Source organism: Synechococcales cyanobacterium T60_A2020_003, assembly GCA_015272205.1.
Lineage (GTDB): Bacteria > Cyanobacteriota > Cyanobacteriia > RECH01 > RECH01 > JACYMB01.
This window is the reverse complement of the sequence record JACYMB010000221.1, coordinates 1-3,472: the sequence shown is the minus strand read 5'-3', so window position 1 is coordinate 3,472 and position 3,472 is coordinate 1. Positions and strand designations below refer to the sequence as shown.

The following is a 3,472-nucleotide window of genomic DNA, read 5'->3' as shown; positions in this document are numbered from 1 at the left end:
AATGTAGCTGCTTCAGCCATTCTCATTAACAATTCTTATTGCGGTGACCAGGTACCAATTTTGTAAGTTTGTTTGCTTTCTCCGTTTTGGGATCGCTCTCCGCAAAGGCGGGGAGTTTTTTTTGCCCAGCCCCCAGATAGGTGCGCCACGCTCAGCAATGACGCACCCTACCTCTAGAATTCACCCGCCAGGGCTGGAATACAGCGTTCGCACAACAGCGGATGCTCTGTAGACTCTCCGACATGCGTAGAGTAGTTCCAGCAGCGATCGCACTTTTCGCCATCGGCATCGGCAACACCCACACCCAGCGTGTCCGACTGAGAGGAATAGGTTAGTTTGGACAACGGCTCTGGAGAATCCAGCAGTTCCACCTGGGAGGTTAGGAACAGATAGCGCAGTTCGTCTACGCCATTTCCGGCTAGGCTATCGTTCGGATTCATTCCTTGCAACTGTTGGCGTAATTCCGGATCAACTGCATATAGCAGCACCTTGGCCTCCAGGGAAGACCCGATCGCCTTTTCCGTCCGTGCCTTTTCTAGAACCTTATTTACCTCATCGCGAATCTCGCGCAGAGAATTCCAAAGCGAGTTCAGATCCGGTTGGCGATGCTGAGAATCCAGCGCAATCCAACCAGACTGGAATACCGACTTGAACGGGGTTGCATAGGGCAAATACTGCCAAATATCTTCCGCCAAGTGGGACAATACTGGCGCGATCGCCCGTGCTAAGTTTTCCAGGGCGATCGCCAAGACGGTCTGACAACTGCGGCGACGCTGGGCATCGGGAGCGCTGATGTAAAGACGATCTTTGGCGATATCCAGATAGAAATTGGACAGATCGACCACACAGAAGTTCTGGATCGCTTGGAAGAAACGGAAGAACTGGAAGCTTTCAAAGGCATCGGTGACATCGTCAAACACTTCCGTCATCCGGTGCAGCATATAGCGATCCAGTTCCGGCAATTCGGCGTAGGGAACGGCATCCTTCGCGGGATCAAAGTCGTGCAGGTTGCCGATCAGGAATCGGGCTGTATTGCGGATCTTGCGGTAAATATCCGCCAACTGCTTCAGAATGTTCTTCCCGATGGATACGTCTACGGAATAATCCACCGACGACACCCAAAGCCGCAGCACATCTGCCCCGTAGGGAGGTTCTACCTTCTGGTTTTTGCCCCCGTTAATCACCACCGCTGGATCAACAATGTTGCCCAGGGACTTGCTCATTTTTCGCCCCTGTTCATCCAGGGCAAAACCGTGGGTCAGAACCGTCTTATACGGTGCATGACCATTGCAGGCAACGCTAGTCAGCAAACTCGACTGGAACCAACCCCGGTGCTGATCCGATCCTTCCAGGTACATATCCACTGGATAGGTCAAGCCCTCCCGCTGTTGCGCCACTGCCGCCCACGAGGAGCCGGAATCGAACCACACATCCATCGTGTCCGTTCCTTTGCGGTAACGGCTGGCATCCTTGCGGTATTTCTCCGGTAAAAGCTCCTCAACTGACATCGTCCACCAGGCATCGGAGCCATGCTCCGCGATGATGGCTTGGATGTGATTGATGGTATCTTCGTTCATCAACGGCTCGTGGGTGTCGTTGTCGTAGAAGACGGGAATGGGCACACCCCAACTCCGTTGCCGCGAAATACACCAATCGGTGCGATCGCCTACCATCGCCGTGATCCGGTTTTCGCCCTGGGCTGGAATCCAGGTAACGTCGGCGATCGCCTTCAATGCTTCATCACGAAACCCTTCGACCGATGCAAACCATTGTTCCGTCGCCCGAAAAATTGTCGGTTTCTTCGTCCGCCAATCGTAGGGATATTTGTGAACGTAGGCTTCCTCCTTCAGCAAGGATTTGGCCTCAGTCATCGCCTGGACGATCGCCTCATTCGCATCCTTGAGCACGTTCAACCCAGCAAAGGAGCCTGCTTCCTCGGTGAAGTCGCCATTCTCATCCACCGGACACAGCACAGGCAGGCCGTAGCGCTGCCCTACGTTAAAGTCTTCTACACCGTGCCCCGGTGCCGTGTGCACCAATCCGGTACCGGATTCGGTGGTGACGTAATCGCCGCCGATGATGATCGGGCTTTCGCGATCGAACAATGGATGGTGATAGTGGGAAAACTCCAGCGCTTTTCCAGGGAGTTCCGCCTTCACCGTGAGGGAGATCCCTAAGGTTGAGGCCAGCCGTTCCACCAAGTCCTTCGCCACGATCAGGTGGGTAAACGCCGTCGGATTCTCACCCGATATCTCCACCACGGCATAGGTGAGCTCTGGATTCACCGCAACGGCGAGGTTGGCCGGAATTGTCCAGGGGGTCGTTGTCCAGATCGCCACGCCCAAAGAGGGGAGATACGGGGCAAACGCCTGGGCAGAATCTCCCAAATTGGTCATCTTGAAGGCAGCATAGATGCTGCGGGAGGTATGACCTTCGGGATATTCGAGTTCCGCTTCGGCCAAGGCGGTTTTAGAACTGGGACTCCAGTGAACCGACTTCAAGCCTCGGTAGATATAGCCTTTCAGCACCATCTGCCCAAATACGCCAATCTGAGCCGCTTCGTATTCTGGCTGCAAGGTCAGGTAAGGCTGATCCCAGTCGCCCCAGACGCCATAACGCTTAAAGCTGTCCCGCTGCTGATCGACCTGTGCCAGTGCCCAAGCCTTCGCCCGTTTGCGGAGTTCGATCGGGGTCAGGTTCTTGCGCTCTTCGGGCTTCATTTCCTGAAGCACTTTCAGCTCAATCGGCAAACCGTGACAGTCCCAGCCAGGGATGTAGCGACCTTTGCGCCCCTGAAGCAAGTGATATTTATTAATAATGTCCTTCAGAATTTTGTTCATGGCGTGCCCCATGTGTAGCGTGCCGTTGGCGTAGGGGGGGCCATCATGGAGGACAAACGCCTCACCGGGATTGGTTTCGGCGAGGGTTTCGTACACGCGATGTTCGCGCCAGAAGGCTTGGAGTTCTGGCTCGCGCTGTACGGCGTTGGCTCGCATGCTGAAGTCAGTCTGCGGTAGATTAACGGTGTCTTTGTAGCTTCCGGGTTCTGTCACGGTTGATCGCCAAGAAGGGTTATTTACATTACGGTTTGTATCGACCCATTATCGACTACAAACCCGACACCTTCAAGTTTGTTGCTCAGGTTTTTCGGTTGTTTACGAAAGTACATCTTTTGAAGACTGGCGGTGTGGAGGGGGCGATCGCTCCTGTTGGGGCTTCAGATCCCCGACTTCTTGTTTCATTCCAACAGGGGCGTGTTGGGGTGAGGATAAGAAGTCGGGGATCTTGGGGGTGGGCAATTTTGGAAAAGGCGATCGCCCACCCTGCTGCCTGGTTGACTGACATATCTTTTCTAGTAGGTTGGGTGAAACAACGTGGAACCCAACTCTAGCCTTTATTCTGTTGGGTTACGCTAGCGCTCACCCAACCTACGAGAGAATCAGGGTTGTGTGAGTTTTGTCAGTCAATCAGC

The 3,472-nt window shown here is 54.1% G+C and carries 1 protein-coding gene; it reads right to left on the bottom strand.

The genetic code is table 11. From position 1 onward, the window contains the following. Positions 1 to 173: 173 nt before the first annotated feature. Positions 174 to 3,053: an isoleucine--tRNA ligase gene (gene ileS, locus IGR76_11175; protein ID MBF2079053.1), complete on the bottom strand. Its 2,880-nt coding sequence runs from the start codon at positions 3,051 to 3,053 to the stop codon at positions 174 to 176. Positions 3,054 to 3,472 lie beyond the last annotated feature (419 nt).